The sequence below is a fragment of the Hyphomonas sp. UBA4505 genome, assembly GCF_002388685.1.
Lineage (GTDB): Bacteria > Pseudomonadota > Alphaproteobacteria > Caulobacterales > Hyphomonadaceae > Hyphomonas.
Genome location: NZ_DGMZ01000010.1, coordinates 177,323 through 194,105, shown reverse-complemented (window position 1 = coordinate 194,105; position 16,783 = coordinate 177,323). Strand labels below are relative to the sequence as shown.

At 56.9% G+C, this 16,783-nt stretch carries 17 protein-coding genes; 4 read left to right on the top strand and 13 right to left on the bottom strand.

Annotated elements, in window-relative coordinates:
• Positions 1 to 48: 48 nt before the first annotated feature.
• The 12 genes from B3527_RS06975 to B3527_RS06920 form a co-directional block, all read right to left on the bottom strand.
• A complete protein-coding gene (locus B3527_RS06975) occupies positions 49 to 1,380 on the bottom strand; it encodes an APC family permease (RefSeq protein ID WP_290479196.1) in 1,332 nt (443 codons plus the stop codon).
• Positions 1,377 to 1,874 (bottom strand): DUF411 domain-containing protein, encoded by a 498-nt coding sequence (locus B3527_RS06970; RefSeq protein WP_290479195.1) that lies wholly within the window; start codon positions 1,872 to 1,874, stop codon positions 1,377 to 1,379. The genes B3527_RS06975 and B3527_RS06970 overlap by 4 nt, the downstream gene beginning before the upstream one ends.
• A 17-nt stretch (positions 1,875 to 1,891) precedes the next feature.
• Positions 1,892 to 4,150, bottom strand: coding sequence for a copper-transporting P-type ATPase (locus tag B3527_RS06965; protein ID WP_290479194.1), 2,259 nt, complete (start codon positions 4,148 to 4,150; stop codon positions 1,892 to 1,894).
• A gap of 86 nt (positions 4,151 to 4,236) precedes the next feature.
• Positions 4,237 to 4,488, bottom strand: a complete 252-nt coding sequence (locus tag B3527_RS06960; protein ID WP_035552474.1) for a DUF5676 family membrane protein — start codon at positions 4,486 to 4,488, stop codon at positions 4,237 to 4,239.
• 177 nt (positions 4,489 to 4,665) lie between these two features.
• Positions 4,666 to 5,391 (bottom strand): helix-turn-helix domain-containing protein, encoded by a 726-nt coding sequence (locus tag B3527_RS06955; protein ID WP_290479193.1) that lies wholly within the window; start codon positions 5,389 to 5,391, stop codon positions 4,666 to 4,668.
• On the bottom strand, positions 5,388 to 5,750 hold the full coding sequence (locus tag B3527_RS06950) for a hypothetical protein (protein WP_290479192.1): 363 nt from the start codon (positions 5,748 to 5,750) through the stop codon (positions 5,388 to 5,390). The genes B3527_RS06955 and B3527_RS06950 overlap by 4 nt, the downstream gene beginning before the upstream one ends.
• Positions 5,747 to 6,781 carry an acyltransferase family protein gene (locus tag B3527_RS06945; protein WP_290479191.1) on the bottom strand — a complete coding sequence of 345 codons (1,035 nt, stop codon included), beginning with the start codon at positions 6,779 to 6,781 and terminating at the stop codon, positions 5,747 to 5,749. Before B3527_RS06945 ends, B3527_RS06950 begins: the two co-directional genes overlap by 4 nt.
• A gap of 42 nt (positions 6,782 to 6,823) precedes the next feature.
• A complete protein-coding gene (locus B3527_RS06940) occupies positions 6,824 to 7,861 on the bottom strand; it encodes a DUF2231 domain-containing protein (protein WP_290481968.1) in 1,038 nt (345 codons plus the stop codon).
• A gap of 118 nt (positions 7,862 to 7,979) precedes the next feature.
• Positions 7,980 to 8,186, bottom strand: coding sequence for an SHOCT domain-containing protein (locus B3527_RS06935; RefSeq protein WP_290479234.1), 207 nt, complete (start codon positions 8,184 to 8,186; stop codon positions 7,980 to 7,982).
• A 27-nt stretch (positions 8,187 to 8,213) separates the two neighbouring features.
• Positions 8,214 to 9,017 carry a copper resistance protein B gene (locus tag B3527_RS06930; protein ID WP_290479189.1) on the bottom strand — a complete coding sequence of 268 codons (804 nt, stop codon included), beginning with the start codon at positions 9,015 to 9,017 and terminating at the stop codon, positions 8,214 to 8,216.
• Positions 9,017 to 10,930 (bottom strand): copper resistance system multicopper oxidase, encoded by a 1,914-nt coding sequence (locus tag B3527_RS06925; RefSeq protein ID WP_290479188.1) that lies wholly within the window; start codon positions 10,928 to 10,930, stop codon positions 9,017 to 9,019. Before B3527_RS06925 ends, B3527_RS06930 begins: the two co-directional genes overlap by 1 nt.
• 66 nt (positions 10,931 to 10,996) lie before the next feature.
• Positions 10,997 to 11,407, bottom strand: a complete 411-nt coding sequence (locus tag B3527_RS06920; RefSeq protein WP_035552458.1) for a copper-binding protein — start codon at positions 11,405 to 11,407, stop codon at positions 10,997 to 10,999.
• Positions 11,408 to 11,670: 263 nt separating this feature from the next.
• On the opposite strand from B3527_RS06920, the gene B3527_RS06915 reads away from it, so the two are divergent.
• The 4 genes from B3527_RS06915 to B3527_RS06900 all read left to right on the top strand — a co-directional run bounded on the left by B3527_RS06915 (position 11,671) and on the right by B3527_RS06900 (position 15,766).
• Positions 11,671 to 12,567, top strand: a complete 897-nt coding sequence (locus B3527_RS06915; protein ID WP_035552455.1) for a toprim domain-containing protein — start codon at positions 11,671 to 11,673, stop codon at positions 12,565 to 12,567.
• Positions 12,568 to 12,685: 118 nt separating this feature from the next.
• Positions 12,686 to 14,560 (top strand): ParB/RepB/Spo0J family partition protein, encoded by a 1,875-nt coding sequence (locus B3527_RS06910; RefSeq protein WP_035552452.1) that lies wholly within the window; start codon positions 12,686 to 12,688, stop codon positions 14,558 to 14,560.
• Positions 14,561 to 14,684: 124 nt separating this feature from the next.
• Positions 14,685 to 15,593: an ArdC family protein gene (locus B3527_RS06905; RefSeq protein ID WP_035552639.1), complete on the top strand. Its 909-nt coding sequence runs from the start codon at positions 14,685 to 14,687 to the stop codon at positions 15,591 to 15,593.
• Positions 15,590 to 15,766 carry a hypothetical protein gene (locus B3527_RS06900; protein ID WP_155841864.1) on the top strand — a complete coding sequence of 59 codons (177 nt, stop codon included), beginning with the start codon at positions 15,590 to 15,592 and terminating at the stop codon, positions 15,764 to 15,766. Before B3527_RS06905 ends, B3527_RS06900 begins: the two co-directional genes overlap by 4 nt.
• Positions 15,767 to 15,820: 54 nt before the next feature.
• Here B3527_RS06900 and B3527_RS06895 read toward each other — a convergent pair whose 3' ends face one another.
• The gene (locus tag B3527_RS06895) at positions 15,821 to 16,699 is read right to left on the bottom strand and encodes a hypothetical protein (protein ID WP_290479187.1); all 879 of its coding nucleotides are present in this window, start codon (positions 16,697 to 16,699) and stop codon (positions 15,821 to 15,823) included.
• Positions 16,700 to 16,783: the final 84 nt, after the last annotated feature.

Genomic DNA, 16,783 nt, shown 5'->3' with positions numbered 1-16,783 from the left:
GTTCGCTCGCAGAACTCGATTAGGTTTACCCCCGGCGGACCAGTTACATCACGAGTGAGAATGCGCATGATCGGGCGCCTCCTTGTCGCGGATCCGGCCGAGATAGAGCGCTTCGAAAGCGAAGATTGCAGCCATTGACCCAATCGCGATGACGACAATCATTGGGTCTGCGGTCGCTTTGATGAACAGGAAGGCGCCAAGGGCAATCAGATCGAATAATATGGCGGCGACTAGAATAGAGGCGCGGGCGCCGACATCTTCGCGTAAATAGCGCAGCACGCCATAATGGATAATAATATCCATTACGAGATAATAAATTGCGCCGAGTGAAGCGATCCGCCCAAGATCGAAGAAAGCGGCCAGGAAGGCAGCCAAAACAACAGTATAGACAAGCGTGTGTTTCTGGATGCCGCCGGGCATGCCAAAATGCTTGTGCGGGATCAGGTTCATATTCGTCAGCATGGCGAGCATGCGCGAAACCGCGAAGACACTGGCGAGCAGTCCCGACGCGGTGGCGATGATTGCAATGATCACGGTAAACGCCACGCCAAAATCACCAAAAGCCGGGCGCGAGGCTTCTGCGAGCGAGAAATCCTTGGCTGCGACAATTTCTTCAAGTGTCAGTGAGGACCCGACCGCTAGAGCGACAGCCATGTAGACAACAAGGCAGATCGCCAGCGACCAAATGATCGCGCGGCCGACATTCTTATTGGGGTCTTTGACTTCATCGCCGCTATTAGTGATCGTGGTGAACCCTTTAAAAGCAAGAATGGCGAGGGCGACGCCGGCGAGGAATCCCGCAGGTCCAGTCTCATTTGTTGTGGCCGAGGAGGCTGCTTCAAAAGAAAGGCCGGACGCCCAGAGCGCAGCGCCAGCAAAGATCAGAATGCCGCCAACTTTCAGGACCGCAGCAACTTTGGATACGCCGCCAATGATTTTGTTTCCGGATATGTTGATTATAAACGCAAAAACGATCAATCCGACGGCCAGAACGGGTACCAGAATACTGTCTTTCGAAACATCAAAGAGTTGCAATGTGTAGGCGCCGAATGTGCGAGCGACGAGGCTCTCATTGATGATCATCGACATCGTCATGAGCAGCGCGCTGGCGGCGGCAATTGTCGTTGGCCCATAGGCTTTTTGAAGGATCATCGCGATGCCGCCGGCCGACGGATATTTGTTCGACATTTTGATGTAGGTGTAGGCGCTGAACCCGCTGACCATAGCTGCCAGTAAAAAGGCGAGCGGAAACGCCGGTCCTGAGAATTGCGCGACTTGCCCGGTCAGGGCGAAGATCCCGGCGCCAATCATGACACCGGTGCCCATCGCGACGGTTCCTGCGAGACTTAGCGAGCCTTTTTTATAGGTTTCGGATTTCATTGCCCAACCGCCTGTTCAGCCGGGAATCGGCCGACATAGCTCGCGAATACGCTTTGCTGTTCTGCACTGAACAGAATGACATCATAGGCGTCAGGCGGGCTTGTCGTTTCCATTCCGGGAGCGCCCATTGGCATGCCAGGCACCGAAAGCCCCGCCGCATCTGGCCGGGTTTCCAGAAGCTTACGAATTTCCGAGGCCGGGACATGGCCCTCAATCGCGTAGCCATCAACCGACGCGGTGTGGCAGGAGGCAAGTTCATCGGGCACGTTCAGCGAGGCCCGCACAGGTGCAAGGTCTTCGCGTTCGATAACACGTACTTCAAGACCATCGCGCTGAAGGTGATTTATCCAGGCCGTACAGCATCCACACCAGGGTGTTTTATAGACGGTAATGGTTTGCGCATTTGCAGGGCTCGCTAAACCGCCCGAGACGAAAAACCCAGCGGCAAGCGCGAAAAGGGCGGTGGCCAAGGCGCCAAGAATCCATTTTGACATAAGAGTTTCCTTCGAAATTATAGTTTGACGGAGCGTAGTCGCAGCGCATTCGCGATGACCGAGAATGAGCTGAGGCTCATTGCGGCGGCGGCGATAATTGGACTGAGAAGCAGTCCAAAGAACGGATAGAGGACGCCGGCAGCAACCGGCACGCCGAGCGAATTATAGATAAAGGCAAAGAACAGGTTCTCGCGAATATTGCCCATCGTCGCGCGGCTCAGCCGCTGCGCGCGGGCGACACCGCGAAGATCGCCTTTGACCAGGGTGACACTGGCGCTCTCCATGGCCACATCTGTACCGGTTCCCATGGCTATTCCGATATCCGCTTGAGCAAGGGCAGGCGCGTCATTGATGCCGTCGCCGCACATGGCGACGACCGCACCTTTCGATTGGAGTTCGCGCACGATCCGGTTTTTGTCTTCTGGTGACACATCGGCCTCTACCTCATCAATGCCGATTTGGCGTGCAACCGCTTGTGCTGTTGCCAGGCTGTCGCCTGTCAGCATGACGACTTTCATGCCAGCCTTGTGCAAGGCGGCTATGGCTTCAGGGGTCGTTTCTTTGATTGGATCGGCGACACCAATCAGGCCCGCCGGTTTGCCGTCCAAAGCGGCGAACATCACCGTCTGGCCGTCGCGGCGATAGCTTTCAGCATGGGCTTTCAGTGTTTCGTCAAAAGCACCGACCCGGCGCATCATCTTGGCGTTGCCGATGGCGAAAAGCTTTCCATCGACCCGGCCCTGCGCGCCTTCTCCGGTGACCGATTCAAAATCAGTCGACTCCAGGCGCGCTGCGCCGCGCTCTTCGGCCCCGTTGACAATGGCTTGCGCAAGAGGGTGCTCGCTTCCGCGTTCAATCGCGGCAGCGTAAGCTAGGAAGTCTGCTTCTGCGAGACCACTCGCAGGCTCGACTGTCACAAGTTTGGGGTGGCCCTCTGTCAAAGTGCCAGTCTTATCGACGACGATCGTGTCGACTTTCTCAAACGTCTCGAGCGCTTCAGCATTTTTGATAAGAATGCCGCTCTGTGCGCCCTTTCCTGTGGCGACCATAATTGACATCGGCGTTGCAAGACCAAGTGCGCAGGGACACGCAATAATTAACACAGCCACGGCGTTGACGATCGCAAAAGCCATGGCCGGGTGCGGCCCAAAAATCGCCCAGACGATGAATGTGATAATCGCGATCACGACGACGGCCGGGACAAACAGGCCGGCCACTGTGTCGGCGAGCTTCTGGATGGGCGCGCGTGAGCGCTGGGCTTCGGCGACCATGCGTACGATTTGCGATAGCATTGTATCTTCGCCGACGCGCGTCGCGGCCATAACGAGTGATCCGGTGCCGTTAACTGTACCGCCGGTAATTGGATCCCCTGCTGCTTTCTCGACTGGAATAGGTTCTCCAGTGATCATGGATTCGTCGACATTCGAACGCCCTTCAACAACCTCGCCGTCGACAGGTACTTTTTCGCCTGGCCGGACCCGTAGCCGGTCACCGCTCTGGACATCGTCGACGGAAACCTCTTCTTCCTGGCCGTCAGCCATGATCCGGTTTGCGGTTGGCGGCGTGAGTTCAAGGAGCGCGCGGATGGCGCCCGATGTCGCGCTTCGGGCTCGTAGCTCCAGGACCTGGCCGAGCAATACGAGCGTCGTGATCACCGCAGCGGCTTCATAATATACAGCGACTTCGCCGGCCTCATTGCGAAAGGCGTGCGGAAAAATGCCTGGCAAAGCGGTTGCAACAAGCGAGAAGACAAAAGCCACGCCGACGCCAAGCGAGATGAGGGTGAACATGTTGAGGTTCATCGTGCGTACCGATCGAACGCCGCGCACAAAGAAGGGCCATCCGCCCCAAAGGACGACAGGAACGGCCAGCGCGAATTGAGCCCATTGGGACCAACCGGCGGGCAAGAGCCCTTCGAGGGGTTTGCCGGGGATCAGGTCACCCATGGCGTAAATGGCAAGTGGGATGGTGAAGATGGCGCTGATCCAGAATCTACGGGTCATATCGTCGAGTTCTGAGGTGTCTTCTTCGCCTACAACAACACCTTCGGGCTCCAGTGCCATGCCGCATATCGGGCACCCGGAGTTTCGGACGTCGCGAACGTTTGGATGCATCGGACATGTATAGACCGTGCCTGAGTAGCCCTGCGGGACGAGATCATATTTGCCGTCCGCGCCGGCATCGGCGTCTCCGCCACCATGGCAACAATCATGATCATCCCCGTGGTGGTGATCATGATGTCCATGGTCGTGATGTTTATGATCGGTATTGGTCATATCCGCCCCTCCGGGGTTTGGCTTCAGTGTCACTCTTAAAGGTCAACGCCCGGGTTGGGCGGCTGATCCTTAATGGAGTTCTTGCATTAGGCTTTCTGGCGATTGAACAGCCGGTAGAGCGGCACGAAGACAAGCGCGATATACCAGCCGTAAACGTAGGACTCGATGAGGCCGAGGAAGAAGCTTGAAACCGAAATGAATTCAAATCCGGGTAGGAGCTGTTCCCACGCACCGTGCATGTGGAGACTAGGCGGTGCGACCAACCCCCATGCGATACAGAGCGTAAACGTGATGGCGAGAAAAATGGATAGGGCGTGCCCAGTGGGGATGAGGCGCATGGTGTTTTCCTTCTCTTTGGTTGTTGCCGCCACATAATTCGTGCGACAGCGATGCGTTGCTTCGAAAATGAGTTAATACCCATAGGGGGTATTGGTAACTCCGTATATATACTTAGGGCCCGCATCGCTTGTCTTGAGCAAGACAAGCGCGCCGACCAATCCGCGTTGGGTGAGGGATCAGCTGAGATCATCGACGGACACCTCCAAACCCGACAGGCCAATTTTTGGGGTCACCCCGAACCATTGTTGCAGTCGGCGTGTGAAATGCGCCTGGTCTGCAAAACCGCCCGCCGCCGCGGCATCAGCGAGACTGGAGGACGCCTCCATTGCCTTGGCGGCGCCGAGCAATTGCAACCATTGCAATAGCTTGCTGGGCGGAACACCGAAGTCCGCCTTGACGATCTCTCGCAGCCGAGTTGGAGACAGCGCGAGCTCACGCGCCAGAGCGGCGGGATTGGCGAGTGCGCGAACGTTGCCAAGGGCTTTTTGCAGGCGTGAATCTATGGCCGAACCAGGCAACCGGCCCGCGAACCTTTTCGCCCAATCGCGCGCCTGATTAATGTCGCTGATGTGCTCTAGAGCGGCTGATAGATCATCCGAAAGGCAGGCAGGCTGATTGCATTGCTGATCGTTTCGAATTCCGGAAAAGCGTGGATCGATATAGATCGAGCGCGTCAGGCGTCCCTCAGGACCGATGGAATGGGTCTGCCCAGCAGGGATGTGAATAGCCTTGCCTTTCGGGGCTATTATCTCTGAGTTTGTCGTCACCACGACTGCGCCATCCAGCCCGAGTATGACCTGATGTGCCAAGTGAGCATGTGCCTTGTTTTTGCCAAGGCGAGCGTCGAGCGCGGCCCAGCCGACCCCGATGGCCAACGCACCAGACCAGGGCGCCGCGCTCATTTCAATCTCCCCTGAGTGTCAGGCTCGGTTGCTTTAAGAAAAGCGTAGATCGCTGTTTCGCATTGACCGCATACGGTCCCGAGCGTGTTCGGGCTTTTGCTCGTCGTTTCCAGCGAGGCTCTTTCAAGGCCTCTGAAAATACCTGCCATCGCTCGTATTGCCCTGAGGAGATTTTCTCGGCGGTGTTCGATCGACTTCGCAAATGCCTCAGAAAGAAGAATGCACACCTCGGCCGTCATGAATGCCATTTCTGCAAACTTAGTTGCGGGTGTGTTTTCAGATGCGCCGTTTATAAGCTTCTCAAATTGGCTTTGAGCCCGAAGCAATGTTTCAATCAGTGAATGCGGCGCGGATGTCATGCGGCCACCTCCGGCGATACGGTTTTTTGGTTTATCGGTCGGGCGCGCAGCTTCAGAGCAAGCACTGGCTTTTCGATGACATGCCACGAAGTGGCCGCCACGAGCAGAATGAGCGGCGCAGTCATTATAGCCAGGGCAGCGGGGCTAAGATCTGGTTGGCCAACCAGAAATACCTGTAAAAGCGGATAGTGCCAGATATAAATCCCGTACGAATAGTCCGGAATTTTGGCGATGCGGACGGACGCACGTTTTGGCAATCCAGCTCGAAGCATAAGGCTTGTGAGGGCAAGGGTCGCAAACAATTCGCCGAGGGGGCCGCCGCCAAGGAGCGCGAACGCTGCAATCAGACCTGCGACCGCCAACAGGGGCGGCCTGCGCAAAATAGGCCACTGCCAAAGCGTCATTCCGAGCAGAAAGGCCGATGAGAGGCGGAGCAAGGACATCACGCTCGGCGGGAGCGCACTCGTATCGATGAACACAGGCGCGCCAAGATAGACCGATTGCACAAGCAAGAAGACGCTAAGAACACGCCATGGGCCGTTGACGGCGCCAAACATGAACGCGATGCCCGCTAGGATGTACGCTGCTAGCTCGAACCGAATGGTCCAGAGCGGCCCGTTAAAGTCGGTTTCCAAATTCTGAGAGAATATCTGTGCGGGCGCGCTGTCGGGATCGCCAAGCGCCAAGACTTTGTAGGTGTATTGCCAGGTCTCCGGCTGAAACAGTGATCCGCCGCCCTCGGCCGAATAGACAGGCGCGAAGACGAGGACAAAAGCTGCAAGTATAATCACCAGAGCCGGGTAGATCCGCAGAAACCGTGAAACTGCATAAGCCTTCATATCGCGCCTTGTATGAAGACTCTTGGCAATCAAGAGGCCTGACAGGACGAAGAACCCGTTCACGGCCATATAGCTGGCAGTCCATTCGTGGATGCGGAACGGTTCGAACCCTGTCGTGAGGAGCCAGATATGACCGAGGACTACAGCGATCGCCAACACCCACCGCACCGCGGTGAAGTGGTTTTGACCCATCAGCGGGTCCGCAAGCTGTGTTTGGCCACCCCCAGCCATTTATCAGTGCTCGTGATCTTCGGTGATCGGCGCGGATGACCAATGGACATGGTGAATCTTCCAGACCCCAGCGTCGCGTTTGAGAACCATGGTTTCCATAGCTTGGCGGTGCACGGGCTCGCCTCTATAGGCGCCGTTAATCTCCGATTGAGAGATCACCGTAGCGATATTGCCATTCTCGAGAATGTTTCGGTCTTTGAGATCGAATGAAACCGCCGCCGCATAGGCCATATCATTAGACATATGGTGGCCAGCATACTCTTCGAATGAACGCTCTGCGCCGCCGCCTTCTGCGATCACAGCGCCGGGCGCAAACAGCGCGCGCAGCGCCGCCTCATCCCCTGCTTTTAGCGCTTCGCCGAAAGCGTCAGCGACGCTCGCCGGCGAACCGGCTTGTGGCGCAGGTATCGCGGACGGGCTGTCTTCGTCGTGGTGCCCATCACTATTGTCATGGCTGGTTGGGGCGGTGTCGTGATGGCCGTCGGCATTGTCATGGACATCCGCGGTCGGTGCCGAGTCTGGCATGGGATCCATATCATGATCTGCCGCGGCGACGCCGCCGCCATGATCATGGTCGTGGCCATCTCCGGTTACCTGCGGCAGGCTTTTGACGCCAAGACCGTAGCCATAGACGATTTTACCGCCCCACCAGGCTGTGACGGTTAAGCCGAGCGCGGCCGCAGCCAAGCCTGTGACGAAAATACCAGAGGGGGCTTTTGTTCTTCCCGTCCAGCGCCAGGCCGCCAATATCAGGATGGCGAGGCCGGATGGTACAGCCCAGTTGCGGTGCGTGGTCATCGCTGCATGCGACGGCGCATCATGAGCTACCGTGTAATAGGCCTGAAACCCTGCTGCTATGGTCAACACGATCGCGATCGCACCAAAGGCCAGCATCCAGTCCGCAGCCGGCCGCAGGGTCGCTCGCCATCGCTCGACAGGCGAGAAGGCCGCCAACACATAAGAGGCAAAAGCCGTGAGGCTAAGCGCATAGGCAAAATGCACCAGAATCGGATGCAGGTTCGGTTCAATCAAGTCGCCCAAAAGCGCCTCCCAGTTAGCCATATGCGTGAGCGTCGCTGTCTTCAGCGACTGGCATTGTCTGGGTGATACGCCGGACACTTGCCCGACCCCTCAAGAATTGTGGGGTCTGCAAGCGGCTTTAGGTCAGGTCTTTCATGCGACGATCAAATTCTTCCTTGTCTATTTCGCCGCGCACATATCGTCGCCGGAGGATATCGACCGGGTCGTTGGACTTGGAGTCCGACCCGACCCGATTGATGGTCGCACGCACAGCGACATAGATCAGCAATGCCAGGACGCCCCAAAAAATCAGCGCGCCAAGATTGCCAAAAATCATATGCCCCATATCGGCCAATTTAGATCTCCATCATGTTTAGAACCAGGTTCGCACACCGACGAGCAATGCCGTTTGATCTTTTTCGCCTCCAGACGCCTCAATGAAGTCTGCGGTATCGCCAATAGCGCTTTGCCATTCGACGCCAATATATGGTGCGAATTCGCGAACAATTTCGTAGCGAAGGCGCAGGCCGGCATCGACGCTGGTCAAACCTGAACCGAGCTGCAGGTCAGGAATATCCTGAGCGGAGAGGCTCGCTTCTAAGCGGGGTTGAAGGATCAGACGTTGGGTTAGCAGCAACTCATATTCGGCCTCGACCCGCGCCGTGACGTCGCCTTCGGTGCTTACAAAGGCAGCAGCGTCAACTTCAAACCAATAGGGTGCCAATCCTTGCACGCCGAGCACGGCATGGGCGCGGCCCTTGGGTTCTAGATCATATCGCAAACCTGCCTGCACATCGAAATAGGGCGCGATTGCGCGCGACCAGAGGGCTTGGATCTCCGCGTCTTCAAGGTCTTCATCCTCAAAACTGTATTCAGCTTCAGCCTTGATCCAGAGCTTGTTGATATCGCCGCCATACCACCCCTGGGCGTCAAACACCAATGCCTCTTCATCATCAAAAATCTGAGTTTCAAAGCGGTCAGCCATGACAAACCAATTGGTTTGGCCACCGGCTTCGTGTTGCACATCAGCGCGGGCTTTGCTCATCGCTTCGCGGCCATAATATTCGTCGGCTTGTGACCAGGGCGGTGAGGTTCCATCGTCTTCTTCAGCAAATGCCGGCGTGATTGCGAGCGTTGCCGCCATGGCGAGGAGGAGTGTCTTTGAAAGCTTTCGCATCAGCTTTTCTCCCCATGGGTCATGCCATCATGTTCGCCATGACCATGCCCCATCATGTCGTCGCCGATCTGAGGTTCGGGCGGCGGGGCCTTTCCCATATCGCCGTGATCCATGCCGTCATGATCCATCTGCCGGTGCATTGGGGCGTCATCAGCACCGATGACCGAGACGACCTGCATCATGCCAGCATGCATGTGATAAAGGAGGTGGCAGTGAAACGCCCAATCGCCAACATGATTGGCTGTGATATCAACCGAGAGCTTCTCGCCAGGTTTGACGATGACAGTGTGTTTACGGGGTTTGTGGTGACCGCCGCCATTCACAAGGTCAAAGAACATGCCGTGCAAATGGATCGGATGTGGCATCATCGTATCATTGATCATGGTTAGACGAACGCGTTCGCCTTCATAGAATTTGATTGGTTCGGTAACTTCGGAAAACTTCACGCCATCGAACGACCACATGTAGCGTTCCATGTTGGAGGTGAGGTGAAGTTCGATCTCGCGCTCCGGCAGGCGCAGATCCGGATTGGCGTCCTTGCTGCGCAGCTGACTGTAGCTCAGGGTTCGGTGTGGCTGATCGTCTAGGCCGATGCCGGGCTCATCGAGCCGGCTCATTGGCATCATCGCAACATTGGCGACACCCGGGCCACGCGTGATTTCGGGTGCAGGCCCGCCATCCATACTATGCGCGCCATGATCCATGGTGGACGTTTGCGCGTTGGTGCCATGGCCCATCGCGCTGTGATCCATACCGGTCATATCTTCAGACGCGCTCATATTCATGTCGCCATGACCGGCCATTCCCATGTCAGCCATGGTCAGAGTTGGTACGGGGCGCAGCGCTGGCGCGCTTGCCTGCATTCCAGCGCGCGGCGCGAGGGTCGCTACGGCTTGACCAGAGCGGTCGATCGATTCCGCGACCATCGCAAAAGTATCGCTGGTCTCGGGCGCGACAATCACATCATAGGTTTCGGCAACCCCGATCTGGAACTCGTCAGTCTCGACGGGTTGCAGGTTGAGGCCGTCCGCCGCCACGACCTTCATCGGCAAGCCAGGAATGCGGAAGTTGAAAAGCGTCATGGCCGATGCATTGATGATGCGTAGGCGGATTTTTTCGCCCGGTTGGAATATGGCGTTCCAATTGTCGGCCGTCGCATGGCCATTTATCAAATAAGTATAGGTTGCGCCCGTGACATCGGAGAGATCGCGCGGCGACATACGCATAGCCCCCCACATTATACGCTGATCTAGCGCTGCGCCGAGCCCCTTATCGGAGGCATCTGCCAAAAAGTCCGGTAGGGTGCGCTGATTGTAATTATAGGAATCACTCATCTTCTTGAGTTTGGAGAAGATGCGGTGCGGGCTCTCAAAGCTCCAATCAGAGAGGACCAGAACGTATTCGCGGTCATACGCAAATGGATCGGGTGATTTCGGATCAATGATCAGCGGACCATAATGGCCAAGCTGTTCCTGCAGGCCGGAATGGGAGTGGTACCAATAGGTGCCGCTATGGTTCAGGTTCCAGCGATAGGTAAAGGTCTCGCCAGGCTTGATTCCAGGAAACGCCACGCCTGGCACGCCGTCCATATAGAACGGGACCAGCAAGCCATGCCAGTGGATTGATGTGTCTTCTTCGAGATTGTTGGTGACATTGATCGTGATATCGTCGCCTTCGCGAAAGCGAACCAGTGGACCGGGCAAGGTGCCATTGATCCCAGTTGCCAGTCCGGCGCGACCGTCTAGCCGGACGGGAAATTGATCGATTGTCAGGTCAAATTGCGTCCCGGTCAGGGTCGGAAGGCCAAGATTACCTTGTTCAGCGGAACGCGCCCACGCTGGCAGCAGAGCGGCGGTTCCAAGAGCGGTGCCGGCGCCAAGCGTGGTTTTGATGAGCGATCGTCGAGATAGCATAAATAAACTCCAAGTGGGGTGGAGTTTCTGATACGCGACCGGGCGTTTTAGCCCTCAGACCAGATCTTATTCTGTTTCTGTGTCGTCTTCTGGGAACGCCTCGGGCCACAACGCGCCTATTAGTTCCTGAGCGCTCGTCCGCCGCATGGCGATAATGACAGGCGTTTGCTCGGCCGCGAAATTGAAAATGAATTCAACGGCGTCGCCCGCCCGATAATCCGCTAACTCAATCTCATTCGAGACGTAGAATTCCATTTGCATGATCGGCCAGTCTGCTTCTGGTACCGGGCTATGTGTAATTTCCAGAATGCGCGTCTCGAGATCGCGCTGCAGCACAGAGCCAAAAGCGCGCGCAACATGAGGCGTGTCGCTCACCACCTCGCTGGCGGCAGGTGCCTTCTCTTCAACTGGGTTAGGGCTGTTGGTACAAGCGGCGGCCCCGAAAAGGAGTAAAGCTGGAAAGCTGAGTGCGAACATGTGTTTTAGTTTCATGGCGAGATCCCCTTATCACAGACTTGCGGCGAGAATAGCAGCCGCAGCCATAGTACGCGCGGACATCATGTCCCCCTTAAGAATTTCAACTCTTAAGGGGTGAGCCTATCGGCACGCTTGCTCTAGCAAATGCGGGCCCGCCCCGTCCGGTTTTCAGAGCTATCAAAAGGTCGATTGCACGTTCAGGCAATCGAACAGGAAAGGGCGACGCCCGCCGGGCGAGCCGGCAGCGTACAGGAGCCCCGTCCATGAGCCTCATACAAATCATAGTGTCCCGGTATGGAGGCCGGTTGGCCTGCGACCGTCAGAGCGGCGCGATACCCGCGCCAGGTCATTCTAAACGTGATCGATCCGTTTCACTTCGTCTGAATGCAGATGGAAAACTCTTGATCCACTGCTTTTCCGATACCGATTGGCGAGATGTAAAGGCCGCCTTTTTAAGAGACGGTATTGCCGGCGAAGGCGATTTCGTCGGAAACAGCGACCGTCGCTCGTTTGGCGTAAAGCGCCATGATCCGCAAACAGCCCACAAAAACGTCCGCCCCGAAAGTACCAACCATGCCCGGCGGGCCTGGGTGTCGCGCCGGCCTGCACGGGGTGCGCTTGCAGAGCGCTATTTGAAACAACGTGGACTGGACAGTCTCAGTTCTAACCCAAGCCTTGGGTTCCTGCCGAGGTGGCCCATGTCGATGAAACCGGGCTCTGCCATGCATCCTTGTCTTATCGCTCGGATCTCGAATGCACGTGGCGGGTTTGAAGGCGTTCAAGCGACGTTCTTCTTTGAGGGTAGAACGCTCACGAAGCGACGGCTTGTCTTCGGTCGGCAGAAAGGTTTCGCAATCCATCTGGCAAAGCCGACCAATCAACTTCTGGTCGGAGAGGGCTTGGAGAGCACGGCCTCAGCAGCGCGAAGGTTCCAGATGCCCGCCTGGGCGCTCCTGAACACCGGAAATCTCGCTGTGTTCCAGGCGCCGCCCGGCATAGACCGGCTCGTAATTGCCCATGATCATGACGCTCCGGGGCTTAAAGCCGCGCAAGCCTGCGCCGCTCTCAATCGTGGACGAGGCGTTCGCTGCGAGCTGCGCGCGCCGACAAGACCAGGCGCCGATTGGAACGATGATGACCGCCTGCCGGATGCGCCATAGCCGCATGGATTGTCGGAAAAGCGATCTCAAAGACATCGCGCTAACAGGAAAGGGCTCCGCCTTTTGGGGGCTTGGCCGGTGCGGCCAGGCGATACTTTAAAACCAGAAGGAGGCCCCCATGGCCGATACTCAAACCCTCGCAGCGCCCGAGCATAAGGCGCTATCCCTTCCGCTCAGCCAGCTTTCAATTGGCAAAGATAATCCTCGTGCAGACGTGGCTGAAGATGAAGACGTTGCAGCGCTCGCCACATCGATCGCTGCGATCGGGCTGGTCCAACCCCTGATCGTGATCAAACGCGGCGGCGGCTTCGAGGTCATTGATGGCCGCCGGCGTTTTCTCGCTCTCAAGCGGCTGGAAAACGATGGTCGCCTGTCCAGTGATCAATCGATCGCCGTCATGCATGTCACCCAGAAACATATGGCGGCGGGTCTGGTGGCAAACATCCAACGGCGGGCCATGACGCCCGTGGAGATCTTCAAAGCCGTCTCCGCGCTCTCCAAATCCATCAAGAGCCCGGACCGAATCGCTGGCGTTTTAGGCGTCGAAGCCCGAACCGTCCGCCAATACCAGGCGCTTGGCGCCTTGCCGGCCGACTTCCTCACCGCTTTGGAAAACCGAGAGGTCAGTTTCGATATGGCGAAGACCCTGTGTCAGATTACGGATTTGGACCGGCGCGCTGGGTTTATCGAGCAGGCTTTGGCGGGCGAACTTCAAAACTGGCAGCTTCGCAATCTTCTCAAAGCTGAAAAGCGTCGCTCTGATGAGCATCTCCCCCAATTCATAACCGAGACCGCCTACACCAAGGCTGGCGGGAAGATCGAGGGCGATCTTTTCGATGACTATACGTTCTGGATAACCGGCGAAGCCGTGAAAACAGCGTTCGCCGACGCGGTTGAGCCGCTTTTCAAAGCCATTGCGGGCAGGGGCCTCGCCGATGTTGAAGTTGTGGTGGAGACCGACGATCCCGCAGACTGCGTCGATCTCGAAGATCTCGTTGAACTGGGCGATGAGCCAGGTGAAGTCGATTTCGATACGACATGGGAAACGCTCGAAAGCGCGGTTTATGAAGCATGGCGAGACCATGTCGACACCGGTACTTTGGAAAGCCGGTCCGCTGTCATCGCGGCGCTCGAAGCGCTTCATACGTTTCTGCTGAGCGCCATTTCAGGCGACATTCGCGCCCGCATGACCGCGCGCATCGCGTTTGGGTCCATGCCGGTGGTGACCTATAAGCTGCCTGACGTGGAGACTGAAACCGCCGGCACCGGATCCGGTACTGATTTGGATGCTGCTGAGGATGTTGATGCCAAAAAGGCCGACGAAGCAGTTCGTATGCAAGACGACATCGGCAAGCGTCACCTCAATCCGTCCGGCGCGCTTAAACAGCGCCTCAGCGAAATCCGCACGCGGGTCTTCGCCAAGGATCTTGCAGCTCGTCCCGATGTCGCAATCGCGCTTCTCATTGCCCAGCTTTCGGGCCGTCTGCGTGACACCTGTCAGGGCGCAAGTCCGCTTAAGATCTCACCAACGGTGTTTAGCACCGGGATCGGGAATGACGTGGTCAAAGAGGATACGAGCTGGGCAGCTACCACAGAAGAAGTAGATCGATTGGTGACGCCTCCAGACGGCAAAGATCTGATCGAACATCTCCTTGGGCTCAAGGATACCGACAGACTGGCCTGCCTCGCCGTCCTGGTCGCCCAATGCGTCGACCTGACCGAGCCGCGGCAGGCTTATGTCGGGAGCCCTGATCTCGGCTTTGCCGGCGCCGTCGCGGCCAAGATTGGCGCGGAGGCGTCCAAGCACTGGACGCCCGACACTGTGACCCTGACCGGGTTCACTAAGGGTGCTCTAGTCGATATCGCGGCCGATCTCGGCAGCGTGCTTGATGAGAGCCAGAAGAAGATGAGCCTCGTCAGCCAAGTCGAAGACATGACGGCAGAGCAGGCCTGGGTACACCCCATTGTGCGCCTCGGCGACGCCGGCACCTGAGCCCAGACGGGCGTCTCCTCCTGACTGGCGGCCGCCGGGGCAAATGTCCTAGCGGCCGCGCATTTTTTAAGGGCGCTCGATCGCTCTCCTCAACCCTGAAACTATTTAAAACATGGAGGCCAAAATGGCCGGTGAGAAACCGATCGACCGGATTGTCGATCAAATCGTGGCGGCGTTGGAAACAGGCGTTCGTCCATGGCGAAAACCCTGGGACGCAAGAAGCTGCGGAGAGGTGCATTTGCCGCTTCGCGCCGATGGACAGCCCTTTGGCGGTATGAATGCCATCACGCTCTTAATGGCGGGCGCGGCTGGAGGATATGCCTCGCCCTTTTGGCTGACTTACGCCCAAGCCAAGCGCGCGGGCGGTCAAGTGCGCAAAGGCGAGCGATCTATGCCAGCCATACTTTACAAGACGCGCATCGTTGAAGACAGCGACGACGATGAGGACGCGCGGGTTCTGAGATATCTTAAATGCTATCCGGTGTTCTGCGCCGACCAATGCGACGGGCTTCCTGACGCCTTTTATCCGGTCAGAAAAGACCAGGTCGACAACGCGCCAGTTGATAAGGTGCTCGACGCGTTTCCGGTTGAGCTTCGCCATGGCGGCGACCGGGCCTTCTATCAGCCGAGCAGTGACTTCATCCAGCTGCCCATGCCAGAGGCGTTTGAGAGCCCCGAGACGTATCTGACGACCAAAGCGCATGAGCAAATTCATGCGACAGGCCATGAAAAACGCCTGGATCGGAATTTCGAATCTAAACGCTGGGGCGATGAAGGGTATGCCATTGAAGAGCTCGTTGCTGAGCTTGGATCAGTGTTGCTCTGCGCGCGCTTTGCGCTGAAGCCTGAACACCTGCATTCTCACGCTGCCTATATTGGCCATTGGGCCGAAACGATTCGGTCCCATCCGAACGCGCTTTTGAGCGCTGCGTCGCATGCCGACAAAGCGGTCACTTACATTCTGGCCTTCTCAGTGGGCAAAGGCTTGATCTCGCCGAAAATTGCGACTCAGGGGAAAGAGGTGGCAGCATGAGCGTCTCTGATCCTTTCCGATTAACGTCTGAAGACGTCCGCCGCGCTGGGCTTGAGCCGGGCGATGTCGGGGCGTGGTGCGTGCTCGTGGCGGGCTGCTATCATCTGTTTGCGAGCCAGGCGGCAGCTGAGTGGGCGCATGCCAAAATGCTGGAAGGAGAGTTGGTGCGGTAAGGCATAGCAAGCCGATGCGCTTACTTTGGCCTATTTTTGCAAAGACAGAAGTCTTCAACGTCTGTCCATGCTTTCAAACCAAGTCACAACCGGGGGCGGCATGTTAAGCCGCCCTGCGGCGGCGACCAATCGTTTAGATTCGAGTGCAAATTTCGGGGCGGTTATGCCCCGTTCGCTCATTTCCATCATCACATGGGTGAACAAAATGATCGCTTGGTCTCTTACCGCGATTGAGGGTTTGACAGGCGCATGCTTGTGCATGGTGAGCATCGACGTCGCCATTGCTTCATCGAAGCGGTCTCTCAGGTCTTCATCACTTATATGCGCCATGTATGGGCGGCGGCGATATTGAAGTCGCCACAAATCTTGGCGCGCCATCTTTTCGGGAACGTGATCCAGGGTGGTGAAGGCTACGTCTTTAGGATTGCCTTTGTAGGTTGGCGTATGTGTCCAGTTCGCCCAGCGCTCGAACAAATGATCGACAATCGTTCTTTTCCAAATGTCTGTTTCGAGTCCAGAACCCTCAACCGCGATGAGCGGAAAGACGACTTGGCCATTCTTGACCGTCGCATGTCGTTCACTTGTGAAAATTACCGTATCAATATTGGGGTATAGCGGGCGTCCATCCTTTGTCCGCTTCAATGCGCGCTGTACGATGTGCGCAATGAGCGCGGGTTCATACAGTTCATGATCTTCGTTGATGAGCAGCATCAGTCGGACAAGGTTCTTGCGCGGGAAATTGTCCTGATGCGCACCCAATTGTTTGTTGGCCTTTTTTAGATGGTTCACGATCGCTCGGCCGATCCGGTTTACGAATTTTGCGTTCACCGCTTCTGGGTCATCCATATGACGGGTCATGGCTTGAACCGGTGCGCTTCCAAGGAATTCCGGCCAATCGGGACGCTGACGAAGTTCATCCGTCAGGTTGTCCATGCGCTCGGTCCCGTCTTCTTCAAGGGATTTGATCTCCAGTGCGATCAAGCCAGACAGACAGGCAAAGTCCGCGCGCAGAACCTC